The sequence below is a fragment of the bacterium genome, assembly GCA_023382385.1.
Classification (GTDB): Bacteria; Electryoneota; RPQS01; order RPQS01; family RPQS01; genus JABWCQ01.
Map to the genome: position 1 here is coordinate 729,505 of JAHDVH010000002.1, position 15,258 is coordinate 744,762.

Here is a 15,258-nt window from a genome sequence, read left to right on the forward strand (position 1 = left end):
TAAGTTCCTCAAAATGCGTATTTTGTAGACTTATTGGCGAGCACGCAACGCAGTGTCCGCAAGTTCCTACTCCCCTCTTTGTCCTATTCTGTCACCCAAGAATTGGGCTAACCCGACTTCCATGCGTCTACCTGATGAACTGATATACATGTCCGCTATTCTGGGCCGGCCAGCCTATTCCCGGACGTTGGGGACAGGTATGGGGAAGGTGTGGGACGTGGTGGCGCAGGTGACGGAGCTGTTTCCCGAGGTGAAGGGGCTGGTGCTGCGGCATCGCGGCCGGTTGGTGCTCTATCCGGCAGCGGGGCAAGAATACCTCGACTTATTGAAGCACGGTCAGCTGAAGGTGGACGAGCACAAGATTTTGCCGCTGGAGCCGGGTCCTGACGATATTTCGATCCGCGATACGCTGTGGGACAAACAGATTGTGGATGTGGAAGGGGCGAAAGTCGTGCGGGTGAATGATGTTCAGCTCCTGGTGGGAGAGCGGCAGTGGGTGGTGCATGTGGACGTGGGCGTGTCGGGTCTGGTGCGTCGTCTGGGCTACGAAAGTGCCATGCGCAAAGCCGCACAAGCGTTCGGCAAGAAATTTGAAGACGAGTTGATATCGTGGAAGTATGTGCAGCCGGTGAGCCATACTCAAGACACTCCCGGACCGGTGCGTCTGAAAGTCGGCGCGCAGCGACTGCGGGAGCTGCATCCGGGAGAGCTTGCGGACATTCTGGAAGATCTCGATCATTCGCAACGGCAAGTGGTGTTGGCGTCGATGGATGCGGAGACGGCTGCGGAAGCACTCGAAGAGACGGACTACGATGTACAGAAGGCGATTCTCGAGAGCCTCGAGCCGGAGCGCGCTGCGGAGATTATCGAGGAGATGGAGCCTTCAATCGCTGCGGACCTGCTTTCGGACTTGGATGTAACGGCTTCCGAGCAGATTATTCAGAAGTTCGAGTTTGAAGACGAGCGGGCCGAAGTCACCGAACTGATGACGTATGAGGAAGAGACCGCCGGCGGCTTGATGACGACGGACTTTCTCGAGATTTCCGAAGAGCAGACGGTGGAAGACGCGATCGAATTGCTGCGCGCGAACGCCGAAGAGATTGAAGCTTATTACTATGTGTATGTGCACGACGAGGACGGCAAGCTGCTGGGCGCATTGTCGCTCAGGCATTTGCTGTTGACCGATCCGGCACTGCAGGTGGGGAACATCCTCTCGGGGCGGCTGATCACCGTTTCGCTGGATGCGGGACTGAAGGAAATCGCGGAGATCTTCCTGACATATAACTTTTTATTCATCCCGGTAGTGGATGACGACGGAGTACAAAAGGGCGTAATAAGCTTTAAGGATTCGCTGGACGACCTTATGCCGACGCTTTACAAAACGTGGAAGAAGGATTAGTGACGAAAGAAAAGGAAAAGATCGTCGAGCATACTGCTTTTGAGCAATTCGACCTCGACGAGCGTCTGGTTCGCGCAGTGATTGCACTGGGATATGAGCGTCCGACGCCGATCCAGAACCAGTCGATTCCGCTGGCGCTGGCGGGAGAAGATGTGATGGGTGCGGCGCAGACCGGTACGGGCAAGACGGCGGCATTCGGTTTGCCGATTCTGCATCACGTGCTGAACAGCAAACATGGAAAGCCCGCAGCGCTGGTGCTGTCGCCTACGCGTGAATTGGCCGTGCAGATTGAGGATTCGCTGAAGAAGTATGCCAAGCATACGAAGATAAAGATACTCGCGATCTACGGCGGCGTGGGCTATGGTCCGCAGCTCGAAGGATTGAAGAAGGGTGCGGACGTGCTGGTAGCAACTCCGGGCCGGCTGCTCGATCATCTGTCGCGCGGGACCTTGAAGCTTGACTCGCTGCAGGTCCTCGTGCTGGACGAAGCGGATCGCATGCTGGACATGGGATTCCTGCCGGATGTCAGGCGGATCATCGCGCGCGTGCCGAAGGAGCGGCAGACGATGCTCTTCTCGGCGACGTTTCCCGATGAGGTGATGAAACTTGCCAACGAGATATTGACCAAGCCGAAGCTGGTTCAAATCGGCGCACGGTCGTCTGCGGCGCGCGGCTTGACGCACACGGCGTATCCAGTGCCCGCGCACTTGAAGCCTGACTTGCTGCTGGAGATTCTCTTGGAAATCAATTCGCCTGCGGTGCTGATATTCACGCGCACCAAGCATCGGGCGGATAAGGTGCAGAAGCTATTAGCGAAGAGCAACATCGAAGTCACGAGTCTGCACAGCGACCGCACGCAGCGGCAGCGCACGGCGGCTCTGGACGGATTCAAGCGGGGCAAGTTCAGTGTGATGGTGGCGACGGATATCGCTGCGCGCGGTATCGACATCAGCGGCATCACGCACGTAGTGAACTATGATCTGCCGGCGACGGCGGAGGATTACGTGCATCGCACGGGCCGCACGGCACGCGCAGAGCGGCTGGGAGATGCGATTACGCTCGTCGCACCCGACGAAGAGATTCTGTTGCGCGAGATCGAGAAGCATCTGGGCACGACCATGACGCGCAGCGCACTCGCGCACTTCAATTATGAAGTTCCCGCACCGGAAAAGGCCACGAGTCTGCAAAAGACGAGCGGCTCCATCGGCCCGCAGAAGAAGACGTTTACGTCATCGCATCGCAGACCGAAGATTCCGCGCAGAACCGGAAGGTAATACAAGGGTTTTTCGACGGCGTTTCTCTTAAAGGAGCATAGCGCAGCCGCTCAGCACGAACGCAGTATTTGCTTTTCAATATTCAATCTCACTTTTTGATTTTTCAAAATGGCCGCACTGTTCTCAAGATTGACTTACCGCGCCTCGCCCGCCTGGACGAGGTTTTTGCTGTTTCTGTCAATCATGGGACCGGGTCTGATCACGGCGAACGTGGACAACGATGCCGGCGGAATCACGACCTATTCGCAGGCGGGTGCGCACTTCGGGCTGACGGTGCTGTGGATCTTCATTCCGATGACGATAGTCCTGATCATGATTCAGGAGATGTCAAACCGGATGGGGGTTGTGACAGGGAAGGGGCTCTCGGATTTGATCCGCGAGACGTTCGGGGTACGGTGGACTTTCTATTTGATGATGGCGTTGCTGGTGACGAATTTCGGGAACGTGGTAGCGGAATTTTCGGGGATAGCGGCGGCGGGGGAATTGTTCGGTGTCTCCAAATGGATTTCCGTGCCGATCGCCGCGCTGCTGGTGTGGGTGCTGGTATTGAAGGCAAGCTATACAATGATTGAGCGGGTGTTTCTGATTGCAGTGGTGTTTTACGCGGCATACGTGATTGCCGGTGTGCAGGCCAAACCCGATTGGGAGCGCGTGGGTTTGGCGCTGGTGACTCCGACATTCACGGGGAATCGCGAGTATCTGCTGATGATTATCGGCGTAATCGGGACGACGATCGCCCCGTGGATGCAGTTTTATCAGCAGGCGAGCGTAGTTGAGAAGGAAATTCCGCTCAAGCATTACAAATATTCGCGGATAGACACGATTGTCGGCGGTGTCGCCGTCAGCATCGTCGCGCTGTTTATCGTGATTGTCTGTGCGGAAACTCTCTATCCGACGGGTATGCGAATTGAAGAAGCCTCACAGGCCGCCGCCGCCTTGAAGCCGTTGGCCGGAGAATTCAGCGCGCTGCTGTTTGGACTGGGGCTATTGAACGCGAGCCTCTTTGCGGCGTCGGTGCTGCCGATTTCGACGTCGTATACAATCTGCGAAGCGATGGGCTGGGAGTCCGGTGTGAATTACCGTTGGGATGAGGCCAAACAGTTTTATGTAATCTACACGGCGCTGATCGTGCTCGGCGCGCTGTTTGTGCTGATACCGGGACTACCGTTGATCCGCGTGATGTTTCTTTCACAGGTGGTTAACGGGGTGCTGCTGCCGTTCATCCTGATTCCGATGCTGATTATGGTGAATCGAACGCGGTTGATGGGCAAGTATGTCAACGGTCCTATCTACAACGTCCTGTGCTGGGGGATGGTGATTGTGTTGAGCGGATTGTCGCTGGTCTACTTTGGAAGTCTGTTGTTTGAATGAGCGCACTGTTCGGGCGGATTCCACCGCTCGCGGATTCACAAAAAAGGCGCAGACTTATCTGCGCCTTTCTAATTTAGCCAAGATAACGGGTTAACGTTCAGTATGCTCGTAGAGCATTTTTAGTTCTTTGGCAATGCGCTTGTCGAGGTTGAGCAGTTCATACTCCAACTGTGGGTTGGCCTTCAGGAGTTCCTGCAATCCGACCTGCATGCCCATGAGCAGGAGCGTGTCGCGCAGGGAGATTGCTCGCTCAATCTGTAAGTCGAGCAGCGCCATTTGCTGATCCATGACAATCGTGCCGATGACCCGACCGACTTTTTCCTCGAATTCGGGGTTGTCGAAATTCCTCTCGAGCGCAATGATTTGTTCGCGGATTTTTTCTTCCGCGACGGTGTTGATAGAATCCACCTTCATTTGATAGACCATTTCGCCCGGGTCGATGACCAGACGCGGTCCGGTCGAATCCGTAGGCGGGAAGTAGCTCGGATTGGTGAGCTGCTTGCTTGACGTGGAGTCGCGCTCGACGATGACACGCGGACGCTCAGCTTGAGCTATCAGCGCGGTTATGAGCAGGATGAAAGTCAGACGGAAAATCATGTCCGGGTGATTTCGGGTTCGTGAATGGTTGAAGCGATCAGCATAGCGACCAGAATCAAGGCGGCTCCGAAGAGCGTCACGGTCGGCGGAACGTGGTTTTGCATGATCCACGCCGCGAGGCCGGCCATGACCGGCTCCATCGAATAAATTATCGCGGCGCCCGTCACCGGCACGCGCGGTTGAAAGCGCATCATGGCCCAGATGGCTATGACTGAGGCAAGAATCGACGTAAAGAGCAGCGAGCCAAGCAAACCACCGCTGAAGGTGAAATGCACCGATTCAAACGGCATCAGGAGAAAGGCGAAGACACCGGTTGCGGAGAGTTGGAGCCACGTCAATGGCAATTCGCTGTCTGACGAAGACCAGCGATTGATAAACAGAATGTGCAGTGCATAACAAATCGCGCAGAGTAGGACGAACTGATCACCGAGATTCAGCGCAAGCTGCGACCAGATTGCCTGTCCCTGCGCGAGCGTTTCCGGCAGCGACAGTGTCACGATTCCGGCACAAGCGAGCGCAGCAGCCAACCACATGCGTTTGCGGATACGCGCTTTGAAAAAGAGCCAGCCGAAAACCGGCGTCAGCGGAACATACAGGGCAGTTATGAATCCCGCGCGGGCGGAAGTGGTATACTGCAAGCCGATGGTCTGAAAAACGTAGCCGCCGCACAGGAAGAAGCCGAGCACGGCTCCGCGCTTCAGCAGGAGCTTATTGAAGCGCAGCGACTTGCGGCCGAAGATCAGAGGGAAGAGCAGACCAGCCAGCGAAAAGCGCAACGCGACGAACAGAATCGGCGAACAGTCGTCTAATGACCACTGCACGATGGGGAAGGTGAATCCCCAAAAAACCGTCACCCCGAGCAGGGCCAGATAGGCGGTCAGCACGGGGTGAAGGTACGAACATTTGCACAGATTTGCAAGTGCAAATCACCTTGCGCAAGACATGACAGGCAGTCTACTTTTTGAAGAAGTCAATCAGAATTTCAGCGACTTCATCACCGACGCGGCCTTGTGCTTCGACGGTAGCGGCACCAATATGCGGCAGCGCGACGACTTTAGGATGCTCAACCAAGTCGCGGCGCGGCTTGGGTTCATTCACCCACACGTCAATTCCTGCACCGTACACGTGACCGGAGTTGAGTCCGGCGAGCAGCGCTTCCTCATCAATCACGCCGCCACGCGCGGTGTTGATCAGGATCACTCCCTTCTTCATCTTGGCGATTTCCGCAGCGCCGATTAACGCAGGCTCGTCCTTGCTCTTGGGAATATGCATCGAGATGATGTCGGCCTGCTCAAACACTTCATCAAGTTCGCGCAGTTGGAAACCTTTAGCCTTGACTTGCTCGGGGAACTTGTCGTAACCCATGATGACCGTCATTCCGAGGCTTGCGGCCTTTTGCGCGACCTGTGTGCCGATGCGTCCCATGCCGATAATACCGAGCACTTTGCCTTCAAGCTCGATGCCCTTCGAGAATGACTTCTTGTCCCATTCTCCGGACTTCATGGATGCGTTGGCGGCAGGAATAGCGCGCGAAATGGCAAACATCAGTCCGATGGCGCATTCGGCAACAGAAATCGAAGATGCGCCGGGCGTATTGCGCACGGCAATGCCTTTGGACTCGGCGTAGGCTACGTCGATATTGTCGACGCCGACGCCACCGCGCACGATAATCTTCAGTTTCTTGGCGGCGTCAATTACTTCTTTAGTTACTTTTGTCGCGGAGCGGACGGTGAGCGCTTCGACGTCGGCGGCCTTGGCAAGCAAGTCTGCGCCATCATAGTGATTGGTGTCAATGTTGAAGCCCGCGCTGATGAGAGCTTCGGCGGCCAGTGCGTCAATACCGTCATTGAGTAGGATTTTTGGCATGATAGGAAAAGAGAATAGAAAATGGAAAATTGAAAGGAGATGAATCTATCTAATGTACAAAACCTTTTGCGTAGTCACAAACGCGCCGCATTCGAGTCTGATGAAATACACACCTCCGGCAATTGCCTCCGGCGTCCAATTCTGCGTATAAACTCCGGCGCCTGCGCGGCCGTCGAAAAGTGTGGCGATGCCCTGACCCAGCGTGTTGAAAACTCTTAAGCGCACCTTGTCCGCTCGCGGCATCTCATACTTGATCTGTACAGACGAGTTGAACGGGTTTGGAAAAGCGGACAGGGAAACGGATTGCGGCAGCGGCGCAGGAGCATCGCGACTGTCGAGAGCCGCATCCCAATGCAGTGTCGCATACTGATAGCGATGGAGCAACGCCTGTCCGGGAATAAACTCGCGCCAGACGATGTGAATTGTGCCGTCATCAGCAATCAGAGCCTCAACTTCATCAACCTGATAGGCGCCGTCCCACCAAAACACCGTTCCACGAGGTTCGGCCAAGTCACCATTCGCCGCAATCCTCACGAGATCAATGAATCGGCTGGTGTAGAATAGAGCAGCCCAGCCGAAGTCCCGATGCCAGACAATCTTCTCGTAGTTGAGGGGAACGGGGTGCGGCTCTGCCTGCCACAGCATTCCCGAAGAGTCAAAGGCAGTCACCCAGTAACGCAAATCTCCACCGACCACAGGACAAGAACGCTGCAACGCCAATAAAGTTCCGTCACGGCCGCGGCGAATATCCATAGCACAGCCTTCAAGATACCGCTCGACGCTTTCTTCCTGCGCAGGGCACGAATCAGTAGAAGCAATCAGGAAGTTCGGTTCTTCCAAACTGTTATCGTAGGACGATGCAAGGACAAATTCCGTTTGACTCTCAGCGGGCAGAGTGAACAGTTGTGGAAAGACGTTCGGCCAATACGAAGAGAAGTCACTCCAGACACAGGAATCAACTGGTGACGCAGCATCCAATTCATAACTGATCCCGCACAAAGCCTGTTCCTCCCATGGACCCGCCAAATACCAGTTTAGATAGGAGACAAGCCATCGACCATTGTCGAGAGAATTAACCTGGAAGCCATAGAGCGAAGCGTAGGGATTTAACGGATCGAAACACTGTATTGGAGCGAAGAAGTTCGACGTATCTCCCTGAGTTTCCCACCTTACCCAATGCTGGCTGTTTCGTCTCTGAACGATGAGCCAATCACCGTTAGGTTTTGCAGCGACCACTTCAATGGCAGAAGTCCCGCTCGGCGCGAAGTAGACAACTTGCGAATCTGTCGCAAGTGTGTCGGAAGCAAAGAGCAAATCCCGTTTCTGAATCATGCGCTCGCCGCCGTGCGATCGTTGGAAGAAAAGCACAGCTTTCGTGCTGTCTCCCGGCGCGATGCGCATCTGTGAAAGATAACTTGACGAATCGCTCGCGAGAATCACAAACGGTCCGTGAACGGGTTGCGCAACGCAGAGACTCGAACAAATCAGAGCAAATATGATCCAAACCATGACACCATCTCCTTTCGGGACCCACCGAGGGTGAAAGTAAACAACAGGCAAAACTGGCTACAATGCCGCTCTCAAACTGACGATCAGATTTCTTCCCGGCGCGCTGATGCCGGAACCGTAGGGTCGGTAGTGCAGATCAAAAATATTTTCCAAACCGGCGGTAACCTCGAGATGAGTGACAGGACGGACGCTGCCGCGCAAGTTGAGCGTCCACCACGAGGGGATGCCGTCGTCGGTGTAGGCATCGTCATCGGGAGCGAGATCATGGAGTTGCTTCCAATTGTTATAGCGGCTCCAGAGTTCGGCGTTCCAAATCGCTGCTTCGTACATCAGGCTGGTCTGTCCGAACAGGGGCGGTATGTGGCGCAGCGGCACATCGTCTTCAGTGTCGCGTCCGGATGTATAAGTAAGCGACGTGCGGGCCGACCACTGCTGAGTCAACTTAATCTCGCCGAACAGGTCAAAACCCGTAATGTATCCTTCGCCCGCGTTTACGATTGCCTGCACACGGGACATCGTGCCGTCGTAAAGAATCGAATCCTGTCCGTTAAACTGAAAGTCGCGCCGCACCATCGCATCTTGAAGAATTGAAAAGTACGCATTACCTCCCACGCGCGATGCTCCGAGTCTGCGTTCAATGCCGAGTTCCGCGTTGTAGGAAAGTTCAGATTTCAAGTCAGGGTTAGGCACGACCACAAGTCCAGGCTCGCTGTCAAACACCTTTGCAGCGTCGTCCACATTCGGTGCGCGGAATCCACTCGAGAGCGTTCCGCGCAAGGTCCACTGATTCGGACTCCAAACCGCGCCGCCGCTGTAAGTCTGCGCGCTGGAGTTGACTTCCAGCTCGTCAAACGGGAACGCGAAGAAATCCTTGTTCACGAATTTCGAGTTCAACATATTGGCCGTCGCGCGCGCGCCGACGGTGACGGTCAGATGTTCGGCGACTGGCTTGCGCCCGCCGATATATGCCGCAAGCGAAGTGACGGTGCTGCCGCCGTCGGGATAGCGGGTGGAAATGACGCTCTTCTCTCCCGTGACGATGTTGCGCCCTTCGGCGGTCGAGGTGACGTCGTTGTAAACCGCTTCGGCGCCGTAATAGAGCACGGCGTCTTTCAGCTCTTTGTCAAAATCGAGATTCAACGAGTAAACATCCACCTGCTCGGTGCGCGAATTCAATCTGTCGTTGCCGAAGCTGCGGTCATGCCGGCTCTCTTCGACGTTCTGCACGGCCAGAATCGCGTTGAGATGATCAAAGAAGTGATGATCGGACGTGTGCAGAATCGACAGACGGTTCAACAGCCAGTCCTGCGGGCCGTAATACCACTCGGCATAGCGCAAGTTCCCGTTTCGGTATTGCGTAAGACGGTCGTAGCGCGGAATTTTCGAACTGGTCGTGTGCAGAAGCGAGTAGTTGACGTTCCAATTCGTGCTTGCCCAATAGCGCAGCTTGAAGAGCGTGTTGGCCTGCGAATAGCCGGTTGGGGTCTGCACGCGGTCGTTGTCATTGACGCGGACAACGTCTTCTTCACCTTCCCGCACGACGTACTCTGGCCGCACACCGAAGTCGGGATAGGCGTCACTTCGCCGTGCCCCGCTGCGCATGTCGCCGAATTCGCTGTAGGTGCTGGTAATCAGCAGTGCGACGCGCCTGAAGCCAATCTCCGCTGTGCCGGTGACGGTTCGTTCGTTATTGGTCGTTGCGTAGCGGGTCGCGGCATTGGCGCCCAAACGTGTTTCCTTGCCCAATGACGGGAGAATCTCGCGGGTATTAAAGAGCATCACACCGCCGAGCGCGTCGCTGCCGTATTGAACCGAGCCGGGGCCGAACAAGACTTCGGCCGAGCCGAGCGAATTGGCATCCACCGAAATTGAATTCTGCAAATTGCCGCCGCGATAGATTGCGTTGTTCATCCGTACGCCGTCAATCACCATCAGCACAGAGTTCGCCGCAAAGCCGCGAATCATCGGTGAGCCTCCGCCCTGCTGACTCTTCTGCACAAACACATTTCCGTTCTGTGCCAGCGCGTCGGCGGTCGTGGGAGGATTTCCGAACCGGATTTGCCTCGGCGTAACCGTTGTGACAACTTGCGGCACGTCCTTGCGCTCGCCTCCAAATCGATGACCGTGCACAACCACTTCCTGAGAGGTGAAGCGCACGCGCTCGAGTGCGACTGTGAAGTTCTCCTGCTCAATCTGCCGTCTAGTCAGCACGCGGCGCACGTAGTCGGGATGAAAAAAGACGATGTGGTGCTTATCCGAGAAACGAGCGTAGTCAAAATAGCCCGACGAATCCGTCTGCAGAAGAATTGTCTCGGCTTCATCGAACACCCAGACTTTCGGCAGTGGTGTGAGTGAACCCGCCTCGACGACCGTGACCGGTTTGGCCTGACCGAAGGCGTGCGTGAAAAAGAGAAGGACTGCGATCAAGGCAAACAGGCGAATTGTGGACATAGATTATTTCAGGTAAAGCAGTTTACGTATCGTGTGTACGCGCGGCGCATCAAGCGATAGAAAGAAAACACCGCTGCTGAAAACTTCCGGCGACCATTGTATTTCGTTCTTTCCGGCGGAGGTGAAATCGTCAATAAGAGTTTCAACCAGTCTTCCGTGCAAGTCATATACCTTCAGTGTGACCGGTCCCGCCTGTGGCAGCTCATAGCGAATCGTGACGGTGCTGTTAAACGGATTGGGATGAACGGAAATTGTGTGTTCGCGAGGAATCGTGGGAATGGAGTGCTCGGGCGCCGCAAGGTAGGTCATCCAATCCACCCATGCGAGTTGCAGCACGCGCGGTCCTTCTCCCCATTCATCGTATTCACTCCAGACGGCGACAACTTTTCCATCATCTGTAATAGCAAGGTCCGCATCCACGACAAAAGGAGGACCGTCCGCTCCGTACAGCATGCCAATTGGATGGACAGCGTTTCCTGCGGTATCAATTCGGGCGAGCAACACGCTTCCGGGGTTTGCTTGCAGTGCTGCGAATCCGAATGACGGGTGAAAAGCCCACGCGCTCACATTGTCCAATCCCGAAGCCGCAAACGCGACACACTCCGCCGTATTATCTTCGCCCGGAATGAACTGTCTGAGCGTCGCGTCGTCGAAAGCTCCGATGATTCTTCCCGCGTCGGTCAGAAAGGATTCCTGTAAATTTAGATACTCACACGTTGCTGTGAAACTGCAATTGTAGCCCTCAACTTCCGTCCAAGGACCCAGAAACATCCTAACGCCGGACGGCGGCCATGCCGACCATGCAAGGAGGCTATCCCCCGGTAGACCTGTCGCAATGACTCGGTTCCCGCGTTCGACATACGGACCGCCGAGATAGTCAATCATCGACGTGCTGTTCACTTCATTCAGTTCGGCATCATACTCGTGCGCGCCGGCAGTATACCATACATCAAACGGCCCGATGTCCGCAATGTAGTAGGAGACGTCGATTCGACCTTCGTTGAGCTGTAAAGCATGTCCCTCTGTCCAACTACCTTGATGATAATTCGGAGAGTCAACGTAGCTGCTTGTCTCGACGTTAATCATCTCGGACTCGGAGCTATGGCCAAAGAGCAGGTCGGTCGTGAAATAGAACGACCCATACGTACTTCCATCTTCTCGTGTATTCCGATGCAGAAGACAGACCCACCTTTCCGGAGACGCCGCAGTCATATCAAGCAGCTGCCTGACGGGATAGTCACCCGGAATCAGCACGGCGAAACTGCTCAGCGGTTCGGTATCGCGCAAGCTATAACCAAAATAGTACGACGAGAAACGGAGCAGACTTAACACGTCAACCGTGTCGCCGCGCACACAGACTTCGAATTCCTTGATCTCGTCATCCGCAGTTGCAACCACATACGGCCCATGCACCGGCTGTGCAACCGCACTGGTCGCCATAAGAAACAGAATAAACGCAATCATAATCTTCTCCCTTTTATTGGTTGCGGGACCCACCATCGGAACAAGCGGAGACAAATGGTCGCGGGGGGGCGGGGGGGGCGCCGCCCCCGCCGCCCCCGCCATCGCCACCGCCATCAAATAAGGGGACCAAACCAGAACAAAAAACCCAAAAAAAATCCTCACATTTTTTTTTGGTGGCGCCCCCCCCCATGTCCCACCGCTCACCATCGGGGGGGGGGCCCCGGGGGCCCCCCCGCGACCACACGGAACGAGAATTACGCCGGAACTTTCATCTCGGCCAGAATCGCATCAATCCAACCGAACAGGATCTTCATTTCGCTGACCGTCGTGTCGGCCATGTGCGCAATGCGGAACGTCTGCTCTTTGATGTCGCCGTAGCCGTTCGAGATGATGCAATGATGTCTCTTCGAGAGCTGCCCGTTCAGCGTCTTGAAATCGAAGCCTTCCGGCTTCTTGATGCAAGACAGCGTGACCGACTCATAACCCTTCTCAGGGAAGAGCTCGAAGCCCGCCTTCTTCACCCACTCGTGAGTCAGCTTCTGCATGTCGAGATGCCGCTTCCAGCGATTGTCGAGTCCTTCGACGTTTAGAATGTGTTCGCACTGCGCATGCAACCCAAAAAGAATGGGAATGCCGGGCGTGTGTGGCGTCTGATGCTTGTCATTGGATTTCTTCGCGTCCACAAAGTTCACGTAGTAACCGGGTGCCTTCGCCTGTTCGGCGCGCTTCATTGCCTTATTACTAATCATGGTGACACACAATCCCGTCGGCAATCCCCAGCACTTCTGCGTTCCGGCCAGGCAAACGTCGAGACCGAGCTTGTCGGTTTCAATCTTATCGCCGGCCATGGCGGACACGGCATCCACACAAAACATCACATCGGGGTATTTCTTCAGAACCTCGGCATACTCTTCCAGCGGCGCACGCACGCCCGTCGAAGTCTCATTGAAAACCGCGCAGAACACATCATATTGTCCGGTTGCGAGAGCCTTGTCTACGGCTTCGGGCCGGACGGCCTGACCCATCGGCACTTCCAACGCATCGGCTGGAATACCATTGAAGCCCGCAATTTTGAACCAGCGCTTGGAAAACGCGCCGTTGACCGTGTTGAGCACTTTCTTTTGACAGAGATTGCGAATAGACCCTTCCATAACACCGGTCGCCGAGCAGGTGAAGAACAGCACTTCCTGTTCGGTATAGAGAATTTTCTTAAGCATCGGGATCGTCGCAGCGTGAACGTCCATATAAGCCTGTGTGCGGTGGCCAACCTGTGGCCTGGCAATGGCTTGCAGAAGTTCGGGGCGAACCTCCACGGGACCCGGAATAAAGAGGCGATCATGCATGACAGGACTCCAATCGGTAGTCTATTGATAATAATAATTTTAGGAAAGAGTATCTCTTTCACGGTCTGACACCTAAAAGGTAGCAAAATCCAGTCTGAGAGGCAATGACACAGAATAACGCATTCTGCACAATAGTGAACACACAGGACCTAAATCAGCATCCTGTGACTTACTTACTCAACGCAATGTTTCTCCATCGCGAAGGATGGAAATCAACCAACTATTTTGTATTCTTACGAATAATCTTAAAATTAGAATTTACAAATAGAAAGAATATATGTCACCTGAAAAATGAGGACCCGCAGCGCGACAAGACTTCTCGCAACCAGAGTATAAAATTCAATTCCACCAAGGCGGGAGAAAAATGGAGCAAAGAGTAGTTTATTCAGCAACGGATGGCCACGGTGCTTGCCGGTCTAAGAGTGGACGGTCGGATCGCATTTCCCGGGTGGTAAACTGTTGCTCAAAATTCCTAAATTATGTTGTTCACATATCAAGGCAAGTGCATTTTAAGCTGAAAAGAAGAGAAGGTGTAAATTGAAAATTCAAGTTCTGGGCACAGGCTGCCCCAAATGCAACAAGTTATCCGAGTTGACTGAGAGGGTCGCCAGCGACCTCGGCCTGGATTCGAAGGTCGAGAAAGTCACAGATATCAATGCGATTGTCACTGCGGGAGTCATGATGACGCCTGCGCTGCTTGTCGACGGTCAAGTCAAGGTGTCGGGCAGAATACCGAGCGAACAGGAACTCAGATCATTTCTTACTGAAGCTGCCGGAGAATAAGCATGAGAATTATTAGTCTTACCCTGCTTGCCGTATTCTTGTGCCTGACTCGCCCTTCCCTTGCGGAAGAGCCCGCCGCGGCGACAGAAACGCAGCCTCAGGTCGCCAATGTCGCCTACTATTTCTATAGTTCGATTCGTTGCGCGAGCTGTTTGAAGATTGAGAAGTACTCGCACGAAGCCATAGAGCAGGCGTTCGCGGACAGATTGTCGAACGGGGAATTAGTGTGGATGATGAAGAACATCGACGAGGAAGAGAACGCGCACTTCATCGACGACTATAATCTCTTCACCAAGGCGCTCGTGCTGGTTCGCTATCAGGACGGCCAGCAGGTGAAGTGGAAGAACTGCGACAAAATCTGGGAGCTGCTCAACAACGAAACGGCTTTCAAGAAGTATGTGGAAACCGAAGTCGCGGCCTTCTTGAGCGAATAAATGAATGAATACCTGATTGGCTTGGCCTCGGCGCTCTGGTTGGGGATTCTGACCTCGATCAGCCCGTGCCCATTGGCCACAAACATCGCGGCCGTTTCTTTTGTTGCGCGGCGTGCGCACGCTCCCAGACAAGCACTATGGGTGGGGGTGCTGTATACCGTGGGACGGATGCTCGCCTATATGATCATCGGCGCGCTGGTGGTTTGGAGTGTGCTGTCGCTTTCCAAACTTTCCTTCGGCTTACAGAAACATCTGAATCAATGGCTCGGGCCACTATTGATTGTTATCGGTATCGTGCTCACCGGTTGGTTAAAACTCTCCTGGGGCAGCGGCAGCGCGTGGAGGGAGCGGCTGGCCAAGCGCGCGGAGTTGTGGGGTGGAGCAGGTGCGTTGCTGCTCGGGTTGTTGTTCGCGCTTTCGTTTTGTCCGGTCTCGGCGGCGCTGTTCTTTGGCAGTCTGGTTCCGCTGGCCGTGAAGTTCAACTCTATTGGAATGTTTCCCTCCGTTTATGGCGTCGGGACAGCCCTTCCTGTGCTGGCCTTTGCAGCGGTGATAGTCTTCAGCACTCAGGCAACCGGCGCGCTTTTCAACCGTCTGACACACTTCGAGAAGTGGGCGCGCATAGCGACGGGAATCGTGTTTATCCTCGTCGGCGTCTATATGACGATGAGGTATACGCTCCGCTGGATATCCTGACGGGCAAATATATGTAGAAAAGCCTGGGCAGAAGCTCAGGCTTTTTTATTGCAGGGGTTTTGCGCTTCTAA

At 54.7% G+C, this 15,258-nt stretch carries 13 protein-coding genes; 6 read left to right on the forward strand and 7 right to left on the reverse strand.

All coding sequences use genetic code 11. From position 1 onward, the window contains the following. Window positions 1-148 precede the first annotated feature (148 nt). The 3 genes from KJZ99_07440 to KJZ99_07450 all read left to right on the forward strand — a co-directional run bounded on the left by KJZ99_07440 (window position 149) and on the right by KJZ99_07450 (window position 4,044). Window positions 149-1,399 (forward strand): CBS domain-containing protein, encoded by a 1,251-nt coding sequence (locus KJZ99_07440; protein ID MCL4305733.1) that lies wholly within the window; start codon window positions 149-151, stop codon window positions 1,397-1,399. Beyond that, window positions 1,399-2,673 carry a DEAD/DEAH box helicase gene (locus KJZ99_07445; protein MCL4305734.1) on the forward strand — a complete coding sequence of 425 codons (1,275 nt, stop codon included), beginning with the start codon at window positions 1,399-1,401 and terminating at the stop codon, window positions 2,671-2,673. Before KJZ99_07440 ends, KJZ99_07445 begins: the two co-directional genes overlap by 1 nt. 108 nt (window positions 2,674-2,781) lie before the next feature. Beyond that, the gene (locus KJZ99_07450; GenBank protein MCL4305735.1) at window positions 2,782-4,044 is read left to right on the forward strand and encodes an Nramp family divalent metal transporter; all 1,263 of its coding nucleotides are present in this window, start codon (window positions 2,782-2,784) and stop codon (window positions 4,042-4,044) included. Between the two features lie 90 nt (window positions 4,045-4,134). Here KJZ99_07450 and KJZ99_07455 read toward each other — a convergent pair whose 3' ends face one another. The 7 genes from KJZ99_07455 to KJZ99_07485 form a co-directional block, all read right to left on the reverse strand. Then, window positions 4,135-4,641 carry a hypothetical protein gene (locus KJZ99_07455; protein MCL4305736.1) on the reverse strand — a complete coding sequence of 169 codons (507 nt, stop codon included), beginning with the start codon at window positions 4,639-4,641 and terminating at the stop codon, window positions 4,135-4,137. Further along, on the reverse strand, window positions 4,638-5,525 hold the full coding sequence (locus KJZ99_07460; protein MCL4305737.1) for a DMT family transporter: 888 nt from the start codon (window positions 5,523-5,525) through the stop codon (window positions 4,638-4,640). The genes KJZ99_07455 and KJZ99_07460 overlap by 4 nt, the downstream gene beginning before the upstream one ends. Window positions 5,526-5,595: 70 nt before the next feature. Then, window positions 5,596-6,507, reverse strand: coding sequence for a D-2-hydroxyacid dehydrogenase (locus KJZ99_07465; GenBank protein ID MCL4305738.1), 912 nt, complete (start codon window positions 6,505-6,507; stop codon window positions 5,596-5,598). Window positions 6,508-6,552: 45 nt separating this feature from the next. Continuing rightward, the gene (locus tag KJZ99_07470) at window positions 6,553-8,016 is read right to left on the reverse strand and encodes a T9SS type A sorting domain-containing protein (protein ID MCL4305739.1); all 1,464 of its coding nucleotides are present in this window, start codon (window positions 8,014-8,016) and stop codon (window positions 6,553-6,555) included. 57 nt (window positions 8,017-8,073) lie between these two features. Then, window positions 8,074-10,467, reverse strand: coding sequence for a TonB-dependent receptor (locus tag KJZ99_07475; protein ID MCL4305740.1), 2,394 nt, complete (start codon window positions 10,465-10,467; stop codon window positions 8,074-8,076). 3 nt (window positions 10,468-10,470) lie between these two features. Then, window positions 10,471-11,931 carry a T9SS type A sorting domain-containing protein gene (locus tag KJZ99_07480; GenBank protein MCL4305741.1) on the reverse strand — a complete coding sequence of 487 codons (1,461 nt, stop codon included), beginning with the start codon at window positions 11,929-11,931 and terminating at the stop codon, window positions 10,471-10,473. 254 nt (window positions 11,932-12,185) lie between these two features. Beyond that, window positions 12,186-13,274 carry an alanine--glyoxylate aminotransferase family protein gene (locus tag KJZ99_07485; protein ID MCL4305742.1) on the reverse strand — a complete coding sequence of 363 codons (1,089 nt, stop codon included), beginning with the start codon at window positions 13,272-13,274 and terminating at the stop codon, window positions 12,186-12,188. Window positions 13,275-13,811: 537 nt separating this feature from the next. Between KJZ99_07485 and KJZ99_07490 the strand changes: the two genes are divergently transcribed. From KJZ99_07490 to KJZ99_07500, 3 genes are read left to right on the forward strand one after another with little or no spacing between them, the layout of a single operon-like run. After that, window positions 13,812-14,057, forward strand: coding sequence for a TM0996/MTH895 family glutaredoxin-like protein (locus tag KJZ99_07490; protein MCL4305743.1), 246 nt, complete (start codon window positions 13,812-13,814; stop codon window positions 14,055-14,057). A gap of 2 nt (window positions 14,058-14,059) precedes the next feature. Beyond that, on the forward strand, window positions 14,060-14,491 hold the full coding sequence (locus KJZ99_07495) for a hypothetical protein (protein ID MCL4305744.1): 432 nt from the start codon (window positions 14,060-14,062) through the stop codon (window positions 14,489-14,491). Then, the gene (locus tag KJZ99_07500) at window positions 14,492-15,187 is read left to right on the forward strand and encodes a sulfite exporter TauE/SafE family protein (GenBank protein MCL4305745.1); all 696 of its coding nucleotides are present in this window, start codon (window positions 14,492-14,494) and stop codon (window positions 15,185-15,187) included. The last annotated feature ends 71 nt before the right edge of the window (window positions 15,188-15,258 follow it).